Here is a 20,004-nt window from a genome sequence, read left to right on the forward strand (position 1 = left end):
GTGGATTCTTTTTTTATAACCTATCTTTATATTGCCTACTGTAAACATAGGCAAATTCCATACTATAATGCACGTCAGAATTACATTCTTTCTCCCAACGATAAATGATTAGCCAGAGCCTGATATGAATTTCTTCTCTTTTGAGTTTCTTGGATCGTTTGTTATTCTGCTGGTTGTCTATTGGCTTTTACAAAAAGCTCCCCGGCTACAGAATGGCGTGTTAATTTTAGTTAGCTATTTATTTTTATTCTCTTTTGCAGCAAAGTTCGCCTACATTTTATTCTCCTATACCCTATTTATTTACTTTTTGGCGAATATTCTCAGCCGTTATTTATCGAATAAAGTTATATTCACTCTACTGACATTCGGGATTCTCGGCTGTTTCACGGCTTTCAAATATTACTCTTTCTTCCAAGAGGCAATTCAACAAGCATTGGTCAATGTTGGGATCAGCGTGGAACTGCCTGTACTTGAATTATTGATGCCGCTGGGTCTGTCATTCTATGCGTTCCATTCGGTCAGCTATGTCGTATCAGTGTGCAAGAAAGAGCTACCCGCCGCACCATTGCCTGATGTCATTTTGTATCTTTGCTTTTTTCCCGGCATCGTCGCCGGACCAATTAATCGGGCCAAAGATTTCATGCCACAGATTCAGGCAGCATCCAGAATTATTCTTGAACCACTGAAGGCGCTGTTATTAATTGCACTCGCTATCGCAAAACTCTTTTTGCTCAGCTCTACGCTCTCTGAATATTTTGTGAATCCCGTCTTTGAAGATCCGACCAGCCATCATGCAGGACAAGTTCTTGTAGCAATTTATGCTTATGCCTGGAATATCTACTTTAACTTTTCCGGCTATACCGACCTTGTCACTGGCATCGCCCTGCTGTTAGGCTTCAAAGTGCCACGCAATTTCGATTCCCCTTATCTTGCCGAAAACTTACAAGTATTCTGGCGACGCTGGCATATCAGCCTGTCAACTTTCATCCGCGACTATGTCTACATTCCATTGGGCGGGAACAAAAAAGGCGTATACCGCAAAAACCTGAATATGTTCACAGCCATGGTGATTTCTGGTTTATGGCACGGTGTCGGCCTTGGTTTTATTATTTGGGGCGCTATTCATGGTTTAGGTTTAATTCTGCAAAATATTAAAAATGCCCTGTTTTCTGTTTCCAAGAAACACAATGAACCACAAGCCAAGAATCCCATTTTATTATTCTTATCCCGCGTGGTGACATTCCATTTTGTCTGTTTTGCATGGATCTTTTTCCGTAGCCCGACATTTAATGATGCTCTGGCGGTATTAAATCAACTGTTCTCTGGCGAAATATTTGTATCCTTGTTATCCAGTGGTTCTCTATTAATGGTTTTCTGGGGATTCTTTATTATCTATCCCTGGTTAGTGAATCTCAAAAACCAAATTGAAAAAAATCATGGTCTGATCTCCTGGGTTTATTACCCAATTCCCTTAGCCCTGATCCTTACTTTGGTATTTATTTTGTCACCTTCAGGAATGCCAGGATTTATCTATGCCAACTTTTGAATTTACACCTAATTTTAAAAAAGTCGGACAAGTGATTTGTATCGTGACCTTGACCAGTTTGATGCTAATCTGGCTGAATCAGAATTCCCTAAATAACTTCTGGCAACAGAAATATCACCGCAATAGTCCTTGGGCATCTCTCAAGGGAGAGCCATTGTGGGATTTGGGAAATAATATGCAACAAGGCGCTATTGCTGCCAGTGAGACTTTTATGGCATATGCGAGGGGTAAATATCAGGATACTTCATCATCAGCCATTAATGACGATAACAGCCGGACAGTATTTCCCCCTGAATTTCAGGTTGGTCTGCGCTTTCTGAAAGGATACTTGTATCCCATCGAAAATCTCTCTTTTACCTTTCCTGAACTGCTGAACAAAGACATTAAGCTCGTTCAGCCTTTCTTGCTGCCCACTAACCCAACTGACAACCCTGTTACTGAAATTGTCCAGAAAACCCACGTCAGTCTGAGCGCAAAAGATAAAGTGCTATTTGCCGGTGATTCGATGATGCAGGGAGTAGCCCCACATTTAAAACGTCGGTTGTCTCAGGAATATGGCATTTCCAGCATTAACTTAAGTAAGCAGAGTACCGGATTATCTTATCCTGGCTTCTTTGATTGGCCAAGAACCATCAGCGATGCCTTGAGAACCAACTCTGATATTAAGTTAGTGGTGGTGTTTTTAGGCCCAAATGATCCGTGGGATATGCCGTCAAGACGCGGAGGCCCTTATTTGAAATTCGCCAGTGAAAATTGGGAGAAACTTTATCGCCAAAGAATTGAAACTATCTTAAATGATGCGCGCCAACATAAGGTCGATATCATTTGGGTTGGTCCGCCAAATATGCGTCAGAAAAAACTCTCCAGCAGTATGGTTTACCTCAATAAATTATATCAAACAGAAATGGAAAAAATGGGGGAGATCTATGTTGCGGTTAATGATATGTTCAAATATCAATCCGGTAATTATTCAGACTATGTTGGCGATGGCAGTAGTACAATCAAACTCCGCAGTGGAGACGGTATTCATTTCAGTTTGAAAGGGCAACAAACCATCGCGGATTATCTATTTTCATTGATCACATTTATTCAGGAGCCAGTAAAAGAAGATGCAACCATTTAGCATGTTCCGTGGATTTTATCGGATAATGGGTGCAAGTCTGGTTATCGCGCTCTCCGTGAGCCTATTATCGTGCCAAGGAAAAAAATCCAAGCCTTCATCAGAACTCCAAACAATACAAATAAATCGTCAGCAACAATTGACGGATTTTGGTGATCCCAATCTCGCGCTATTGGCGGATAAATTGCGCCACAGCGATACTCTCCAGCTCCATTTTGTGCAATTGGGGGATTCACATACTGCTGCCGATTTCTTTACCGGTAAGTTGCGTAGTTTATTGCAGAATCATTATGGTGATGCAGGGCCGGGATTTATTCCCCCAATGAGCATTCCCGGCCAGCGTAACGCCTCAGTGCAATTCGCTGAGGATAAAACCGGCTGGTGGCTTTCAAGCAGCCGCAAGGACAATCGGGCGGATTACCCTCTGGGGGGATTTATTGCTATTCCGGAAAGTAGCAACAGCACAATACAACTCGATTCCTCCTCTGCCCACGGTAAATACTGGTTAAGTGCGCTCTATCAATCCTACAATGCGGTTCAAATCAAAACACCATTTACCACAATGAATTTACCTGCGACACAAAGTGAATGGCGTTTCTCACCAGAACAGGCGGTCAGTTTCCCAATCAATCTCCATCCACAGGATACGAAATTGAAAATTGGCGGCTGGCTGGTAAAACGTCAAAACCCCGGTGTTATGTTATCCGCATTGGGCATTAATGGCGCTACCATTAATATGCTGGATAAATGGCAACCGCAATGGATTGAGACACTGGCTCAGATGAAACCGGATATGGTGATCCTTGCCTATGGCACCAATGAAGCCTTTAACGATTCGCTGGATCTGGCCACTTACCAAAAAGACCTGACATCCAAAGTACAAGACATTCGTAAGGCAATACCGCAAGCCGTTATCCTGTTGATTGGGCCGAATGATTCACTGAAGAACAAAACCGCGGCAAGTTGTAGTGAACAACAACCTGCCCTGCTTGATAACGTGATTCAGATTCAGCAAACTGTTGCCAAAAAGCAGCGCACTCTACTCTGGGATTGGCGGGGATATATGGGCGGACCATGTTCAGTCAGAGGATGGCAACAGCAAAACCTCGCACGTCCTGATTATGTTCATCTCTCCGCAGCCGGTTATGAACGCAGTGCCGAAGCGCTTTACAAGCAGTTTATGGGTTTGGTTGAACAATAAAGATACGAACTCAATGATAATGTTATTATTTTATTAGTGATTGCCGTCGGTAAAACGAGCAGGAAATGAAATTTATCTGATGCGCCTTATATCCCCGTCCTTCAGAGATTTTCAATTAGCAGCAAGTGAACGTGGATAGCACAGGACAGGAGTAATATAAAACGGCACCTTAACCATCCTAAGGTGCCGTTAAAAATTACTTAAAAAGACTTTAATATATTACAGCATTGCAAAATAGATCATGCCAACAATTGCGCCGGTTGTACCGAGAATGGTTTCCATCATCGTCCACGTTTTCAGGGTCTGCGCTTCTGTCGCGCCGGTAAATTTACCGAACAGCCAAAAACCGGAATCGTTCACATGGCTAAGCACCAAAGAACCACCGGCAATACACACTGACAACGCCGCCATTTGCGCACCGGAATAGCCCAGCTCACCAATCACAGGCAGAACCAGCCCCACCGTGGTCAAACACGCCACAGTTGCTGAACCCTGAATCACACGCACCGCCCCCGACAGAATGAAACACGCCAGTGCGATTGGCAGGCCAGCACCGATCAAGACATTACCCAACGCAGGGCCAACACCAGAATCCACCAGTACTTGTTTGAATACACCACCAGCACCCGTTACCAGCAGGATAATCCCCGCCGGTTGAATTGCCGCAGAGCAGACATCCATCACTTTTTCTTTACTCATGCCGCGACGGATCGCCAGACCGTAAATCGCCACCAGACAAGCGATCAAAATCGCCGTGAAAGGATGGCCAATAAATTCCAGCCAATGGTATAGCGTAGATTGTTGATCAACAAAACGTGCCCCAATGGTTTTCAAACCAACCAACGCCAATGGGAACAGCACCAACGCCAGACTGAATCCAAAGGAAGGCATCTGGCTTTTGCCAATGCTTGGTGTGCTCAGATCTTTCGGTAAATCCAGCGTCACATATTTGCTGATAAAGTTACCGTATAGCGGGCCAGCCAGTAACATACCGGGAACTGCGGCACTCAGGCCGATCAGGATCATCCAGCCAAAATCTGCTCCCATCTGGGAAGCCAGCATCATCGGAGTTGGCCCCGGAACCAAAAACGCGGCAGCGGCCGCAACACCTGCAAACAATGGGAGCGCCAGTTTAACGACATTGCCGCCGGTGCGACGCGCAACGGCGAATACCACGCCAATCAACAATACGACTGCCACGTCAAAAAACAGTGGTAATGCACAGATAAGCCCAGCCATACCCAATGCATAGTTAGCCCGTTTTTCGCCAAAGCCCCCCAGCAGTTTGACGGCAATCTGGTCTAAGGCCCCTGTTTCATGCAAGATCTTGCCAAACATCGCACCAAGAGCCACAACAACGGCAAGGAAACCCAAAGTACCTGCCATGCCGTTTTGCATTGTCTGGGTGATTTTCTCCAGTGGCATACCAGAAAAAATTCCCGCCCCCATAGAAACCAACATCAAGGCAATAAAAGCATGCATTCTGGCTTTCATCACCAGAAACAATAATAGGAGAACAGAACCAACAGATGTCAGAACCAGAGTTAACGTACTCATGAATGCCCCTCGCTGATACGATCAACGGTTTCTATATGATCAATAGTTTCTAAATGATCAATAGCTTCTGCATGATTGATGGATTGAATATGTTCAATGGCTTTAATCGCATTTTTGATGACATCCTCAAGATCAGGTTTGATATCAATATGATGGACATCTTTTTCATCACTGGTCGGCTCTTCCAGTGTCTCAAATTGCGAGATCAGCATTTGCGGTTTGAAAAAGTGTCCTTTGCGTGCTTTCAGACGGCTTTCGATTAAATCAAAATCCCCTTTCATATAGAGGAATGACAGATTTTTATTGCCATCACGCAGCATATCCCGATAACTTTTTTTCAAGGCAGAACACACAAGCAGAGAGGCAGGATTGGTACGCTGCATGGCAAAAATGGCATCATTGAGTGCCTTCAACCACGGCTGACGATCATCATCATCCAAAGCGTGGCCCTGTGCCATTTTGGTAATATTGGCGCGGGGATGAAGGAAGTCTCCATCCAGAAACGCAGCCCCCAATTCACGGGCAACACCACTGGCAACCGCGGATTTACCGCTGCCGGATACCCCCATCAATACAAAAACATGGTTTGGTTGTTGGGTATCACTCATATCAAACTCCTTTATGCAGATCTTACTGCCTAGTGATCTCTGTGACTTACCTGCAAACTTTTGGCTATGAAATATTATCTATAAAATATTACCCACAAAAATGTTACCGGTAACTTATTACCGGTAACATTAACAGCAGCGCAGGATGGTGAGCAATCAATCAAGATCGACAAAAAAGGAAAATGTGAGGCTTATCGCAATTGAAGATGGGAAAGCATCATTTTGAGCTACAAAAATTAAACACTTTCATCTATTAAACGCTTTCGCCCAATGAAAGGGTAAATCCAACATCGATCAGAGTTTGTTCCAGCTTTTCTCCCTTCAAACGAGCAAGCAGGGATTCTGCGGCCTTGCGTCCCATTAGCTCACGAGGAGTCAACACGCTGGCAAGTTTTGGCGTCATTACCTGACCGATGTCATGACCATGGAATCCGGCTACTGCAATCTCTTCCGGCACTTTGATCCCCTGTCGCTGACACTCAAAAATAGCCCCGATGGCGATATCATCATTCGTACAAAACAGGCCATCAACTTCAGGATATTTCTGACAGGTTTCTTGTAAAAGCTGCGTTCCCAATGAATAGGATGAACTGGCTGGCGTCATCATTTTTTTCGGTTGAAGCCCGGCGCTGCGCATTGCCATTTCAAACCCCTGCAAACGGATCAGCGTCCGCTCATCCTGCCTTGCACCGAGATAAATCACGTTCTTGCGGCCACGTTCGATTATCGCCATCGTCATCTGACGTGCTGCTTCAAAATTATCGATCCCAACGGCAATATCAAGGCAAGGTGATACACTGTCCATCAGTTCGACCACAGGAATGCCGACTGTCTGCAACACTTTCAACGTCTTGGGTGTATGCGTGCGCTCCGCCAGAATCAGGCCATCAATATTGTAAGAAAGCAGAGAAAGCAAACGTTTCTCTTCTTTCTGGGCAGAATAACCATAGTGGGCGAGCATGGTTTGATATCCATTGCAATCAGTCACTTGCTCGATGCCACGAATAACTTCGGCAAAGACCTGATTCGTCAATGAAGGAAGTAAAACGCCTATTGTACGACTAGTGGAATTGGAAAGAATATCTGGCACGCGATTAGGGATGTAACCAAGTTGCTCCACAGCTTCCGCGATTCGTTTTCCCAATGCTTCAGAAACCTGATCTGGATTACGTAAAAAACGGCTGACCGTCATTTTGGTGACCCCAACGAGGTCTGCAACATCTTGTAAAGCTGGGCGTTTTTTCTTCATTTTGAATGTAATGCAATCAATTATTGATAAATACAGATGAATATCACTCGGTTTTAACATATTTATACAGCATAACAACATGCTTTTTAGTGAAAAATGCCAACACACTCTCATCTCGTTTATTAACAATTTTTGAAATTGTGATGACTTACACGCGCTTGAGTGAATTTCGATAAATAATTTGAGGTGTAAATGCGGGGTGCTGCTTATCGGGTTCAAGCAGCAAACATGTGGCAAAACGCGCCATATCTGTGATGGGAAAATGGACACTGGTCAATGCAGGATGAATAAATGCCGCACGTTCACCACTGTCATAACAGATAATAGAAATATCTTCGGGAACATTCAAACCCTGTTCAGTAATCGCCAGCAGTGCACCAAGGGCCATTTCTTCACTACAGAAAAACAGGACATCAGGCCGTGACGTTACCAAAGAAGACACCGCTAAAATAGAGCGGGTTTGTCGGTAGCCACTTTGCAGATCATACTCTCTTTCCAAACAGGCAACTGGCTGTAATCCCGCATCCTGCATAGCATCCAAAAATCCCTGACGACGCTGCTGGCTTGGGTTTCGGGATAAAGGGCCACTGATACAGGCGATACGAGTATGTCCATACTCAATTAATGTCTGAGTTGCGAGATAACTGGTCTTATGGTGATCAAACATGACACAACGCGATTCCAGCCCTGCCACCAAACGATCCAGCAACACAAAAGAGTACCCTGCATGGGCAAGTTGCCGTAATTTATCATCGCTGATGGCGCGTACATGTAGAATCATTCCATTACAGCGCAAACTGTGCAGGTGAGTAATAGCCTGCCATTCATTTTCTGCACTATTTCTCCCCTGCGTAACCAAAAGCTGTTTGCCATGCAACTCTGCTTCTGTCTGGATGCTATCCATCAAAGCACCGAAAAAACCGCCACGATAGGACGTCGTCACTAAACCCAGAGTATTACTCTGATTGGATGCCAATTCACGTGCCGCCAGATTGGGACTGTATCCCAACTCCACAATCGCATTCTCCACTTTGGCGCGTGTCGTCGCCCTCACATTTTTATCGCCATTGACAACCCGTGATACCGTGGCGCGGGAAACACCAGAGCAAGCAGCCACATCTTCCAGTGTTACCATGCTTTTTCCTTGTAATTCCAAATGAATCTGTTCCTGTTTTCTGTGCCTATTTTTTCTGTGTCTATTTTATTGAAACGCTGGCAAATACATGTGATTGATTTCCAACACTTCGTTCAATAGTGACAAATCCAGAGCGGCATCAGCAATCAAGGGATGTGTCACCAATGCCAGCAGGGCAGCCTTGCGATCACCGTGCATTGCGGCTTCAATCGTCAAACGTTCGAAAGCTTTCACTTGCTGCATCAAAGCCAACATGCTGTCCGGCAAGCGACCAAACGCCAGAGGGTGTGCTCCTTGAGCATCCACAATACAGTTAGTTTCAACCACTGCATCATCCGGCAGTCCATAAATGGCTCCGCGATTTACCGTATTGACAACCAGCTGTGTGCCAAGATTATTGTGGATTGCTGAGATCAATTCCAGTGCGACCTCAGAATAGAAAGATCCACCACGAAAACGCAATTGCTCAGGTTTGTGATCCAATGCTGGATCAGCATACAGTTCAAACAATTCTCGCTCCACTTGCATCACTTGCGACGCCCGTGTTCCTTTGCTCGCTGCGCTCTCTTTTTCTTTCTGCAACATTTTATTGGTTTGGTAAAAATAACGATGATAAGGACAAGGGATCGCGCCCAATGCTCGCAAAAACTCCGGCGGCCAAGGTTCTTCCCTAATGTTATTCATCGTCAATTCAGCGCCGTTGCACAGCAATTCCAGCACTTTCTCCGTTTCATCCTTGCCATTCACCAATACCTGATGCACCCAAACCATATGGTTGAGACCAGCAAAACGCAATTGAACATTCTGATAAGGATGCTGCAACATATTGGCGATCACATGGTGCATAGTGATCGGCACATTGCACAACCCGATGATCTTGGCCTTGCTATAACGGGAAACGGCTTCTGTCACAATCCCGGCCGGATTGGTGAAATTGATGATCCATGCATCCGGTGCAAGACGTTCGACTTTACGCGCTATCTCCAACAAAACCGGGATCGTGCGCAACGCTTTGGCAAATCCACCCACCCCCGTTGTCTCTTGCCCAAGCAAACCATATTTTAACCCCAAACGCTCATCAGCAGCACGGGCAGGAAGCTGACCAACACGCAGCTGAGTGAGGACAAAGCTGGCTCCTTTGATCGCTTCATCCAACGAATAGTGGACACGAACAGCAACACGCTGCAAACCATGATGATCCAGCATACGGCGCGTCAGGCCAGCGATGATCTCCACCTTCTTCCGCCCGGCTTCCACATCCACCAGTGCCAATTCGGAAAGCGGGATCGTTTGAATACGTTGAATAATTCCTTCAACTAATTCAGGTGTATAACTGCTGCCACCACCAATCACTGCAATTTTGATCGGTTTCATATACTCCACCCTTTTTATGCTGTTTGACGATCAGGTGCTGGCAAACGCTGATAGAGATCAATAATATTGCCGGCAAGATCTTGAATGACCATCGCGTTCATCAAGTGATCTTGAGCATGAACCGAGATCAAATTGATGGGTAATTTTCCGCTCCCTTCATCTAACCCAATCAGTTTTGTCTGGATAACATGCGCGGCACGGGTTTCCTGTCGAGACTCCTCCATCAGCACTTCTGCCTGCTGAAAATTTCCCTCTTTCGCCTGTTGCAAGGCCATTAAGGCATTGCTGCGCGCACTGCCGGCATGTACCAGTAACTCAATAATGTGCTGTTCAAAATCCTGCGGTTTTAAATCAATAGACACGCGTCCATCCCCCTGAAATTATTGCTTCACCGAAACCTGTGCCTGCTGCTCTTCAGCCAAAAGCTGTTTTTCATACACCTTGAAGAAGGGATACCAAATCAGTAAATCAATCACCATCAATAACCCAACCAGCACAAGCGCCCGATAATCCCAAGCGGCAGAAATCAACGCGCCAATCGGGGCTGGCGCAGTCCACGGTGCGATGGCTATCATCTTTTGCACTAAATCCAAATGCAGGGCGCCATAAGCCAGTACCGCATTCACCAGAGGTACAAGCAGCAACGGAATCAATAACGTGGGATTCATTACAACCGGAGAACCAAACAGCAACGGTTCATTGATATTGAACATGGCTGGCACAACACTCAGTTTGCCAATAGTTTTCAAATGAATTGAGCGGCTGCGCAGATAAAGGAACGCCAATACTAGTGTCGAACCTGAACCGCCGATACAAACGTAAAAAGACCAATAAGGCGCGGTCAGAATTTGCGTTGTTGCCATTCCCTGAGTCATCAACGCGGCATTGGCTGCGATATTGGTCATAAAAATCGGATTAAGCAGCCCGGTAACGATATTGTCGCCGTGAATACCGGCAAACCACAGCAAATTAGCGATCAATACCAACAACATAACGGCAGGCAATGTATCTCCGACAGCAATCAGCGGCTGAAATACCTGCATTACGGCAGCGGGGAGCAGCAGATTGAACTCACTTTGCAGCAACAAACTAATGGGATACATCGTCAGCAGGATACCAATAACGGGATACAGCAATTCAAAAGATCGGGCAATGGCAGGTGGGATCTGAGAAGGCATACGGATGGCGATATTGTATTTCTTAAGCAATCGAATCAACTCTACCGCCCAAATTGCGCAAATCAACGCAGTAAATACCCCTACCCCTCCCAGAAAGTCGAGCGGCATTTTATTTTCAACCTGCGGCGCTGCCGCCAGCAAAAACGCCATCAAAGACAACAACGCAGAAGTCAAGCCATCCAATCCATAAGACTTTGCCAGACTATAGGCCGTCCCGATGGAGACAAAGACACTCATCAATCCCATCGTCATAAAGAAAGGCATCGTAATGGTTTTCCAATGGTTTTTGGAAAACGTCAGCCAAGCCTGACCAAATGAAGATGAAGTTTGAGCATCAAAAGGGGGATTAGCCACAATCAGCATAATACTGCCGATAATCAGAAAGGGCAGGGCGGAGATAAAACCATCACGTATCGCTATAATATGCCGCTGGCCACCGATTTTGCCTGCAATGGGAGCGATATGGCTTTCTACAATACGTGTCACGGAAGCATAAATACTCATAGACCCACTCCGTTCGATGGAAGTTTATTCCAGCAGGTTCAAGGCATGATCCAACACCTTATCACCGCGAAGCGCACCATAATCCAACATATCAATCAAGCTGATGGGTTTACCCAACGGTTCAGCCAGCGCGGTAAAACAAGCAAGCTCATACCGAATTTGCGGCCCAAGTAAAATGACATCGGCGTCATGAATACACGCTTCCAACTCCATCGCTGGCAAGGCCTTGATAACTAATTCCAGCTCCCGTTTTTCAGCTTCCGACTGCATACGTTGCACCAACATACTGGTAGACATCCCTGCTGCACAACACAATAAAATAGTTTTCATAGTTTTGTTCTCTTTGTTGTTATCTCGTTATTATTTCTCTTAAATCAATTATGAGAGCGCTCTCATTTGAGTTAAGGCTAACAGGTTATTTTGCGATTGCTGCGATAGGAGTCTCACAATTTGATAAGTCATAATTAAGCAAATGGATGAAATGCGATCGGTAATACAAATAATAAGTAGAGAAAAATGGTAGAATTTTCCCGCTCTAAAAAATTCTTATAAAACAGTTGGATAAAATTAGTGTGTTCCCCGTGAGTACGGGGATAAACCGGATTATTGGAGCGATGGCTGGGAGGGAATGGGGTGTTCCCCGTGAGTACGGGGATAAACCGTATTACTATTTTTGTTTAGCCAGGGAAAACACGTGTTCCCCGTGAGTACGGGGATAAACCGAACCGAGAGACAGTAATAACCATATTTCAGGGGTGTTCCCCGTGAGTACGGGGATAAACCGCCTTCTGCCTTTGCCAAAACTCCGGTCATGGAGTGTTCCCCGTGAGTACGGGGATAAACCTCCGACTGACAATGCTTCTCTCTGCTTGCACCAGTGTTCCCCGTGAGTACGGGGATAAACCGAAGCAGACGTAATTTTGATTTCATCACCGTACGTGTTCCCCGTGAGTACGGGGATAAACCGCGATGCAATGAAGAACCTGATTGGCCTTGAGCGTGTTCCCCGTGAGTACGGGGATAAACCGTTTTGCACAATTGCTTAAATATGATGAAGATTGTGTTCCCCGTGAGTACGGGAATAAACCGTACCGATCTTGACGCTAAAACAGACCCGGGTTGTGTTCCCCGTGAGTACGGGGATAAACCGGAGATCGATGGGTAACTGTAAAGACTGATGCTGTGTTCCCCGTGAGTACGGGGATAAACCGGCCAGTCACTGGTTTGGTTACAGTCAGTGGCAGTGTTCCCCGTGAGTACGGGGATAAACCGCCTAACGGTGTCAGCGAGAAATTATCTAATGTGTGTTCCCCGTAAGTACGGGGATAAATCACAAAAAGCTGGTCGCCACACTAATTATTGTGAAACCAGCTTGCTTAAGATTAAAACTATCAGGATTCAGATGAGAATGCTGATGCTGATGCAGACACTGATGCTGAGTACAAGTGAGCAGCCCATTCACTATACTGACAAACAAATATAGCAGCAGCTTTTGATGATAATGGATCTGCTAATCTCTTAACTTTATCTCTTATCTGTGCCGCAGTATTTAATGAGGTTCCTACATAAGTTCCTGTAGGTAAAGCCATTATCTGACCATCGGAAAATCTGATGTTTCTATTAAAATCAATTAGCCTCATTGATTCATGAAGTAATTCATATTCTCTTATGCCTGCCCCAAAAATTTCAACACGAACCATGTAAATAGCCATCTTTTAGCCCTCTCAATATTATTTAAGAAAAAACCAAAGTATCTACTTTCTTAATCACAATAAGTTATAGCCACATCCCATATTTCTGAGGGTATTGTGGTTCGTTGGTGAATGTAACAGTCATTAATGCCGCTACGCCATATCAATAAATCACAGTTATTTGAGGAACCTCTTTCCCTATTACTCGCGGTTGAATTCCTCGTAAGTTTGGAAATAATCGGATTAGGTATCAACTAGAAACATACTGAGTATTTTTCAGCCACGAAGTTTGTCAATTTTGATTATTTGGAAAGGAAATTTTCCAGAAATACCATCCTGTTAAAAACCGTTTAAACGCATCAAAGGTTTTGAAAAATCTGGCACAGGAAATTCTAAGGAATAGAAAACGTCCTATAATTGCTTACAGGTGTTTTTGTGGAAGCAACTGACTATTTCTGACAATCAACTTCGCTATTTAAATACATGGAAATTATTAGTAACGATTTTAAATCTGCTCAGTCATATGCAGGTTTATCCCCGTAGGTACGGGGAACACCTAATTTTATCCAACTGTTTTATAACCACTTTTTAGAGCGGGAAAATTCTACCATTTTTTCAGCTTATAAAGCAGTCAAATTCGTTCTTCTATTTTTTTCTTACTACCTTCTATAAATTAGATTGAATTTCATCCATTTTTAACACGACAGAGTTCCCCATAAGTACGATGCTAAACTTTATGAAATGATGACTTTCGTTAACTCAGTGACTCTATCGATAATACCTTAAAGTGTTTTCTCGATAAATTTGACCTGACTATCCCAAAAATCTAAGAATTTCACCTGATGGATAAGGTTAAACATCTTGCGAGAGATCACAAACACAGGGCTGCGTTTCATAGTTAGCATCGATCCACCCTCTATCCTCGTCTGTTACCGTAAAGCATTCTTTAGGTCTTCCGGCTAACAGTGATTCCAACATCAGCTTTTCTGCAATGGGAGTAAGCACAATTTTGTTATCTTCAATCGACAGGTCTAACTTCGAACCTATATGCAAGTTAAGCGTTTTCATAATGATTATTGGAATGCTGATAATGTTAGTACTGCCAGATTGACGAATAACAACAGCAGTCATTTCTATCTCTCCTTTTACTGTAAAGAAAGTCATCAAGATTTAAATCATAATGCTATGGAGCTTTCACCATTACCTATTCACATAACTTTAAATGTGATCAATATTCCATTTAAGTAAAAAAATTAATGAGAGAACAATATAAAATAGGGTAATTTATCCAAATCCATTGTTAACGAAAAATATTTAACTGATTTTTTAATTAGAGTGCTATTTTTTTCAAACAGGAAAACACTTTGATCACCAACACCACAACAGAAACAACTTACTGGAATCGCATGGTGCCGGAACTCACTGTGACTGATTTCCCTGCTTCGCTCGATTTCTATCAGCGAATATTAGGGTTCGAAATATTAATTCAGCGAAAATATCCTGATTTTGTTTATTTAGGCTTAGGAGAAGCACAATTAATGCTGGAGGCATTTCATAACAGTGGCTGGAATACCGGAGAACTTAGCAAGCCTTTAGGCCGTGGAATCAATTTTCAAATTGAAGTGGATGATGTCACACCAATTCTGGAAAATCTTAAAATTAACAAAATCGAGCTTTATCGCCCACTGAAAGACAACTATTATAACATAGGTGATACCCAAGCCTGCCAGAGAGAATTCCTTGTTCAAGACCCAGATGGTTATTTACTCCGGTTCAGTCAATATATCGAACACAAACAAAATTAACAGTATTTCTTTAATGAGGCTCGGTTGAAATATTATTTCGCTGTGAAAAAGCATGCCTGAGTTAATAAATAATTTTGCTTACCTCACTCAATATTGGGGAAAAGCCAAAAAGAATCCATATTCTGATGAAAATTATCATCTGCTGGCCTATCACTGCCTGGATGTTGCCGCTGTAGGCCAATTATTATTGGCTCCACACAAAAAAATCACCCAAGATCTCGCAGACTTTTTGGATCTATCACCAGAATCATTACAAAATCTGTTTTCATTCTTTCTGGTTCTGCATGATATCGGCAAATTTGCCTCCGCATTTCAGCAATTATATTCGCCAGAAGATACCGTTCTGATTAAACCTAATCAGCTCAAACCCTACGATTCCAGAAATTTCAGGCATGATCAGCTAGGGTTATTTTTCTGGAAGAAAATTCAGGACGATGTACTGTTTGCATTAGTGGGAAACGATAATCTGCAACCCAGAGAAAAAGACCGAGCTCAGGATACTTTGATGGTATTAATGCAGTGTATGCTCGGTCATCACGGTAAACCCATTGATGATGGTAGCTGGAAAGCGATTGTTGATTTTACCGAACCCCAAAATATTGATGATGCAACAGCATTTACCCATGAGCTGCTTAAACTTTTTCAACCTCATCTGCCACTGGAAAAATTACTGTCAGAAGAGTGGCAGCACCGCCTGAAACAAGTGAGCTGGCAATTTGCCGGTATTGTGGTGCTGGCAGATTGGATAGGCTCTGACAGCTATCATTTCCGTTATCAGACCAGAGCCATTTCAGTGGCAGGATATTGGCAGCTTACCCAAAAACAAGCGCAAGTTGCCCTGAATGACAAAGATATCCATAACACGCCGATAATATCTCCTTATACTTCTATTCAAGAGTATTACCATTTTGCGCCAACCCCATTACAAAAATGGGCTGAGGAAGTCCCGATTGATGATTCTCCCCAACTTTTTTTTCTGGAAGATGTCACTGGTGCAGGCAAAACAGAAGCCGCCCTTGCCCTGACTCATCGCTTAATGCAGGCCGGCGCTGCGGACGGCTTCTATTTTGGCCTGCCGACAATGGCAACCTCCAACGCCATGTTTGGTCGGATCGCCAAACACTACCTTCAAATGTTCGATACAAAAAACGGCAAACCGCCCAGCATTATTCTCGCTCACGGCGCACGTGAGATGAATGATGATTTCCAAGACATTATCCTGACCTCAGAACACAATGACAGTGATTACACCAGAGACGATATCACCGCAACAGCGCAGTGCCATCAATGGCTGGCTGACTCTAATAAAAAGGCGCTACTGGCATCGGTTGGCGTAGGCACTATCGATCAGGCTTTGCTTGCGGTTTTGCCGAGAAAATACCAGTCTCTCCGGCTCATCGGGCTAAATCGCAAGGTATTGATCTTTGACGAAGTACATTCCGCAGATGAGTACATGTTTGCATTGCTGGAAAGTCTGCTGAGCCTGCATTTGCACCAAGGGGGTTCCGTGGTATTACTGACCGCCACTCTCTCTTTAAAACAGCGCCAACGGCTGGTGGATATCTGGTTATCCGCCAGAGGAATACCTCCACAAAAATTGCAGGAAACGGCCTTTCCATTGGCAACTCAGGTCACATTAAATCCAGAAAACCCGCTGATTGAAACGCCCTTGCGCAGTCGCGCGGATGTCAGCCGTACCGTCGCGGTGAAAACAGTGAACCATCTGGATGAATGTGTACAAATCGCCCTGAACGCCGCTCAAAATGGGCAATGTGTGGTTTGGGTTCGCAACTCTGTGGATGATGCACTGCAAGCCTTCCGGCTTATTCAGTCACAGATGGATCAGCCGGAAAAATGCCTGTTATTCCACAGCCGCTTTATTTTGCATGACCGAAAAGCGATCGAAAACCGTGTACTGGGTATATTTGGCAAAGAAAGTACACAGAAGAATCGACAAGGAACTATCCTGATAACAACGCAGGTTTTTCAGGAAAGCCTTGATGCTGATACCGATGTGATGATCTCTGATATCTGCCCAATTGATGATTTGATCCAGCGGGTTGGTCGCCTGCACCGCCATGCCCGCGATACAGAGGGAAAATATCAGAAAGGTATATCCGACAATCGCGCTGATCCTGAGTTATATCTCCATGCACCAGAATGGGATGATCAACCTAAAACTGATTGGCTGAGCAAAGATTTCCGCAATACCCAATATGTTTATTGTTCAGGCGGGCGTTTATGGCTTGGCCTGCGCGAACTGCGACGCTTAGGAGCCATTCGTATGCCAGCCGAGGCCCGAACCTTGATCGAAGCAGTTTACGGTGAAGGTGCGGATGAGCAAATTCCCGATGCACTCAGAGCCAAGGATAATGAAACAATAGCGGAAGGTCGTAGTAAAGACGCCATCGCACGATCGCAAATCCTGAAATGGCAGCACTATGAATATAGTAAACGCAGTGCTGGCGGCTGGTATGACGATGACAGAGATATCAATACCCGGCTTAGCGACATCGAAACGGTAAGCGTACTGCTGGTCAAACTGACCGAAAGCGGTGAGCTGATGCCGTGGATAAATGATGAAAAATTCCCCGTTCAACTCAGTATCGTCAAAATCTCAAAAAACAAATTTGCCGATAAGTTGCAACCTGTACCGGAATCTCTTTCTCAGGCAGTGGAGCGATTACAAGAGAAATTCAAGGCCGTCAAATACCTGCAAATCTGGCTGCCTGAACTTGACCCCAATTTTACTTACGATCCCAACATGGGTTTTTATGAACCCCCTAAGCAGGAGGCGTGATGAATCTCGTTAAAGACGCATGGCTGATTTTTAGAATGAGAAATGGCAGTGAGCAAAAGCTGCCGCTGGCGGCAATCTGCGATCCCGCTGTTATGGATTTTGCCCTGCCACGGGCAGATTTTCAGGGGGCGGCTTATCAACTGGCAATTGGCTTGCTACAAACCGTTTTTGCTCCCGAAGATAAATATGAGTGGCATGAATTTTATGAACAAGCCCCCATACAAGCAGATTTGCAGACCGCCTTTAATCGCGTGGAGCATGCTTTTAATCTGACAGGGGATGGCCCGCTGTTTATGCAGGATTTTGATTCGTTAGCTGAAAGAAAATCCACCAGCATTTCAGGATTGCTAATTGAATCACCTGGTGAAAAAACATTAAAGGATAATACCGACCACTTTATCAAACGCGGTCAATGTGAAGTAATTTCCCCTGAAATGGCCGCCATTGCCCTATTCACATTACAGATTAATGCCCCTGCCGGCGGTGTCGGGCATCGTGTCGGGTTACGGGGCGGCGGCCCGCTGACGACGTTAATTCAGCCACAAGAATGGGATGCTTCGCTCTGGCAAAAACTTTGGCTCAACGTCATTAATCGAGAACGTTGGTCTTATTCAGATCCTGATCTCAATAGTTCTGCTATTTTTCCGTGGCTGGGTAAAACTCATACCAGCCAAAAATCAGGTACAGAAATCTACGCCCATAATGTGCATGAACTGCATATGTATTGGGCGATGCCACGGAGAATTCGTCTGGAAATAGACGATAAACCAGCTATTTGCCAATTAACGGGGCAAGCAACCAGTCAGTCGGTTTCTGGTTATCGCACTCAAAACTATGGCAACAATTACTCTGGCACATGGAAACACCCCTTAACGCCCTATCGATGGAATCCGAAAAAATCGAATGAAGAACACCTTTCCGTCAAAGGGCAACCCGGCGGTATTACCTACAAGATCTGGGATAGCCTGACTTTTTCCGATAACGAATATGGTCAAGATGCCGCCAAAGTTGTTGAACATTTTAACCAGCTCAGTGACTATTTTGCGGATGAACAGAGCGCTACCCCACGGTTATGGGTTTTTGGCTACGATATGGACAATATGAAAGCCCGTGGTTGGTATTCCACCACCTTACCTCTGTTTTCCATGCCGATGGACAAAAAAGATGCCATTTTCCGGCGGGTCAAAACATTACAAAACCTTTCTGCTTATGCATTAACTCAGTGTCGTACCCAAATCAAAAGCGCATGGTTCAATCGTCCAAATGATGTCAAAGGCGATATGTCGTTTATTGACGCTGCTTTCTATCAACGTACCCAAGCCGCTTTCTTTAAGGCAGTACAGCAAATTATCAGTAGTCAACACAAGGCTTCCTCTCTATCCACGAAGGAAGCCACAATCTGGCTCCATCAACTGAAAAACACCTGCTTTGATCTCTTTGATGAGTTCGTACTATCAGAAGAGACCGATCCCAAGCATCTGCCTAAAAAAATCGAGGCACGGCAAATTCTGACCAAATGGCTGATGGTTTCCAAAGACATCAAATCATTTATGACAGAACACAAGATAGCAACCAAATCATCTAAGAAACAAAAGGAGGTTATCAATGAATAATCTAGACGAAAGTCGCTTAATGCGCTGGTGGGAGAGCATGTTTTTATCCCCTTCGGAGTTGAAGGAAAAAGAAATTACCCCTGCGCCAACGCTCTATAAAGCTGAATTAAAGCGTTGCCAGGATATTGAAGCGGTAATGTTAGCCGAAGGTTTTCGGGCACTATGGTTCAGTTTGCCCAAAGACATTACCGGAATTACCGGAGAAAACGTTACTGAAGAAAGCACTACTGAAACAGTGATTACCGAAGAGACCAAGCAGAAAAACATAATACTGTGGGCAATGATTGCCATGACTCTGGTGTATGTAAAAACCAACACCACTACCAATCTGGCAACCGCTGCGGGTACTAAAACCGAAAATGACAAACCTATTGTCAGTACACACCGCTTCGCCCAATTGCAAGCCGCCAAAACGCCTGAAGAATTCATCATTCGTTTGCGACGTATTTTGCAACAACTAAAAGGTCAGGTTTCCGTGCTATCCCTCGCCAGAGATATTGAACAGTGGATGAAGGAACAATGGATGAAAGAACATCACCAATCCAGACCGCGCCGGGCCAATAAACGCCTCAGCGTGCAATGGGCAATGGATTACTACAAAGCCGCCAGATAATCATAATCCG

17 protein-coding genes and 1 CRISPR repeat array are annotated in these 20,004 nt (G+C 44.5%); of the genes, 7 read left to right on the forward strand and 10 right to left on the reverse strand.

Annotated elements, in window-relative coordinates; all coding sequences use genetic code 11:
- The first annotated feature begins 124 nt into the window (after nt 1-124).
- From PSI23_RS08125 to PSI23_RS08135, 3 genes are read left to right on the forward strand one after another with little or no spacing between them, the layout of a single operon-like run.
- Nucleotides 125-1,546: an MBOAT family O-acyltransferase gene (locus PSI23_RS08125; protein WP_273554618.1), complete on the forward strand. Its 1,422-nt coding sequence runs from the start codon at nt 125-127 to the stop codon at nt 1,544-1,546.
- Nucleotides 1,533-2,669, forward strand: a complete 1,137-nt coding sequence (locus tag PSI23_RS08130; protein ID WP_273554619.1) for an SGNH/GDSL hydrolase family protein — start codon at nt 1,533-1,535, stop codon at nt 2,667-2,669. The genes PSI23_RS08125 and PSI23_RS08130 overlap by 14 nt, the downstream gene beginning before the upstream one ends.
- Nucleotides 2,656-3,867 carry an SGNH/GDSL hydrolase family protein gene (locus PSI23_RS08135; RefSeq protein ID WP_273554620.1) on the forward strand — a complete coding sequence of 404 codons (1,212 nt, stop codon included), beginning with the start codon at nt 2,656-2,658 and terminating at the stop codon, nt 3,865-3,867. Before PSI23_RS08130 ends, PSI23_RS08135 begins: the two co-directional genes overlap by 14 nt.
- A 219-nt stretch (nt 3,868-4,086) precedes the next feature.
- Here PSI23_RS08135 and gntU read toward each other — a convergent pair whose 3' ends face one another.
- The 10 genes from gntU to PSI23_RS08185 all read right to left on the reverse strand — a co-directional run bounded on the left by gntU (nt 4,087) and on the right by PSI23_RS08185 (nt 14,294).
- On the reverse strand, nt 4,087-5,424 hold the full coding sequence (gntU, locus tag PSI23_RS08140) for a gluconate transporter (protein WP_273554621.1): 1,338 nt from the start codon (nt 5,422-5,424) through the stop codon (nt 4,087-4,089).
- The gene (gntK, locus tag PSI23_RS08145; protein WP_273554622.1) at nt 5,421-6,032 is read right to left on the reverse strand and encodes a gluconokinase; all 612 of its coding nucleotides are present in this window, start codon (nt 6,030-6,032) and stop codon (nt 5,421-5,423) included. Before gntK ends, gntU begins: the two co-directional genes overlap by 4 nt.
- Nucleotides 6,033-6,285: 253 nt before the next feature.
- Nucleotides 6,286-7,281, reverse strand: a complete 996-nt coding sequence (gene gntR, locus PSI23_RS08150; protein WP_273554623.1) for a gluconate operon transcriptional repressor GntR — start codon at nt 7,279-7,281, stop codon at nt 6,286-6,288.
- A gap of 148 nt (nt 7,282-7,429) precedes the next feature.
- On the reverse strand, nt 7,430-8,416 hold the full coding sequence (locus PSI23_RS08155; RefSeq protein WP_273554624.1) for a LacI family DNA-binding transcriptional regulator: 987 nt from the start codon (nt 8,414-8,416) through the stop codon (nt 7,430-7,432).
- Between the two features lie 66 nt (nt 8,417-8,482).
- Nucleotides 8,483-9,790, reverse strand: coding sequence for a 6-phospho-beta-glucosidase (locus PSI23_RS08160; protein WP_273554625.1), 1,308 nt, complete (start codon nt 9,788-9,790; stop codon nt 8,483-8,485).
- A 14-nt stretch (nt 9,791-9,804) separates the two neighbouring features.
- Complete coding sequence (locus PSI23_RS08165) at nt 9,805-10,152, reverse strand: PTS lactose/cellobiose transporter subunit IIA (RefSeq protein ID WP_273554626.1); 348 nt, start codon at nt 10,150-10,152, stop codon at nt 9,805-9,807.
- An 18-nt stretch (nt 10,153-10,170) separates the two neighbouring features.
- The gene (locus PSI23_RS08170) at nt 10,171-11,472 is read right to left on the reverse strand and encodes a PTS sugar transporter subunit IIC (protein WP_273554627.1); all 1,302 of its coding nucleotides are present in this window, start codon (nt 11,470-11,472) and stop codon (nt 10,171-10,173) included.
- A 24-nt stretch (nt 11,473-11,496) separates the two neighbouring features.
- Nucleotides 11,497-11,802 carry a PTS sugar transporter subunit IIB gene (locus tag PSI23_RS08175; protein WP_273554628.1) on the reverse strand — a complete coding sequence of 102 codons (306 nt, stop codon included), beginning with the start codon at nt 11,800-11,802 and terminating at the stop codon, nt 11,497-11,499.
- A 242-nt stretch (nt 11,803-12,044) separates the two neighbouring features.
- Nucleotides 12,045-12,805: a CRISPR direct-repeat array (repeat unit 29 nt; unit sequence GTGTTCCCCGTGAGTACGGGGATAAACCG).
- A 58-nt stretch (nt 12,806-12,863) separates the two neighbouring features.
- Nucleotides 12,864-13,184: a hypothetical protein gene (locus PSI23_RS08180; RefSeq protein ID WP_273554629.1), complete on the reverse strand. Its 321-nt coding sequence runs from the start codon at nt 13,182-13,184 to the stop codon at nt 12,864-12,866.
- Nucleotides 13,185-14,015: 831 nt separating this feature from the next.
- Nucleotides 14,016-14,294 carry an AbrB/MazE/SpoVT family DNA-binding domain-containing protein gene (locus PSI23_RS08185; protein ID WP_273554630.1) on the reverse strand — a complete coding sequence of 93 codons (279 nt, stop codon included), beginning with the start codon at nt 14,292-14,294 and terminating at the stop codon, nt 14,016-14,018.
- 275 nt (nt 14,295-14,569) lie between these two features.
- On the opposite strand from PSI23_RS08185, the gene PSI23_RS08190 reads away from it, so the two are divergent.
- The 4 genes from PSI23_RS08190 to casB are packed head-to-tail and all read left to right on the forward strand — an operon-like array spanning nt 14,570 to nt 19,994.
- Nucleotides 14,570-14,968, forward strand: a complete 399-nt coding sequence (locus PSI23_RS08190) for a bleomycin resistance protein (protein ID WP_273554651.1) — start codon at nt 14,570-14,572, stop codon at nt 14,966-14,968.
- Nucleotides 14,969-15,020: 52 nt separating this feature from the next.
- Nucleotides 15,021-17,768, forward strand: coding sequence for a CRISPR-associated helicase Cas3' (gene cas3 / locus PSI23_RS08195; protein WP_273554631.1), 2,748 nt, complete (start codon nt 15,021-15,023; stop codon nt 17,766-17,768).
- Nucleotides 17,768-19,381 carry a type I-E CRISPR-associated protein Cse1/CasA gene (casA, locus tag PSI23_RS08200; RefSeq protein WP_273554632.1) on the forward strand — a complete coding sequence of 538 codons (1,614 nt, stop codon included), beginning with the start codon at nt 17,768-17,770 and terminating at the stop codon, nt 19,379-19,381. Before cas3 ends, casA begins: the two co-directional genes overlap by 1 nt.
- Nucleotides 19,374-19,994: a type I-E CRISPR-associated protein Cse2/CasB gene (gene casB / locus PSI23_RS08205; RefSeq protein ID WP_273554633.1), complete on the forward strand. Its 621-nt coding sequence runs from the start codon at nt 19,374-19,376 to the stop codon at nt 19,992-19,994. The genes casA and casB overlap by 8 nt, the downstream gene beginning before the upstream one ends.
- Nucleotides 19,995-20,004: the final 10 nt, after the last annotated feature.

The sequence above is a fragment of the Xenorhabdus yunnanensis genome (genome assembly GCF_028598805.1).
GTDB lineage: Bacteria > Pseudomonadota > Gammaproteobacteria > Enterobacterales > Enterobacteriaceae > Xenorhabdus > Xenorhabdus yunnanensis.